Source organism: Acinetobacter sp. ATCC 27244 (genome assembly GCF_000156555.1).
In the GTDB taxonomy this organism is placed as follows: domain Bacteria; phylum Pseudomonadota; class Gammaproteobacteria; order Pseudomonadales; family Moraxellaceae; genus Acinetobacter; species Acinetobacter haemolyticus.
In genome coordinates, this window is sequence record NZ_GG666022.1 from 1 (window position 1) to 204 (window position 204).

Sequence of the window (204 nt, forward strand, 5' to 3'; positions counted from 1 at the left end):
AAACCATCACGACCATCAAAATGATAGTTGATCGCTGCTAAATCTACCTCAGCAGTTTTGGCAATCTGTTTATTAGAGGTTTTTGCAAAACCGTTTTGAGCAATCAGTTGACCTGCGGCTTCCAGAATTTTTGATTTGGTTATATCACCATCACTGCGTCTAGCTCTCGACATCTTTTACTCTGAATCAAACATTACTATTTAA

At 37.7% G+C, this 204-nt stretch carries 1 protein-coding gene; it reads right to left on the reverse strand.

The genetic code is table 11. The features are described from left to right. Window positions 1-173, reverse strand: a 173-nt coding sequence (locus HMPREF0023_RS16060; RefSeq protein WP_008942612.1) for a TetR/AcrR family transcriptional regulator, incomplete at its 3' end; no start/stop codon positions are given. Window positions 174-204: the final 31 nt, after the last annotated feature.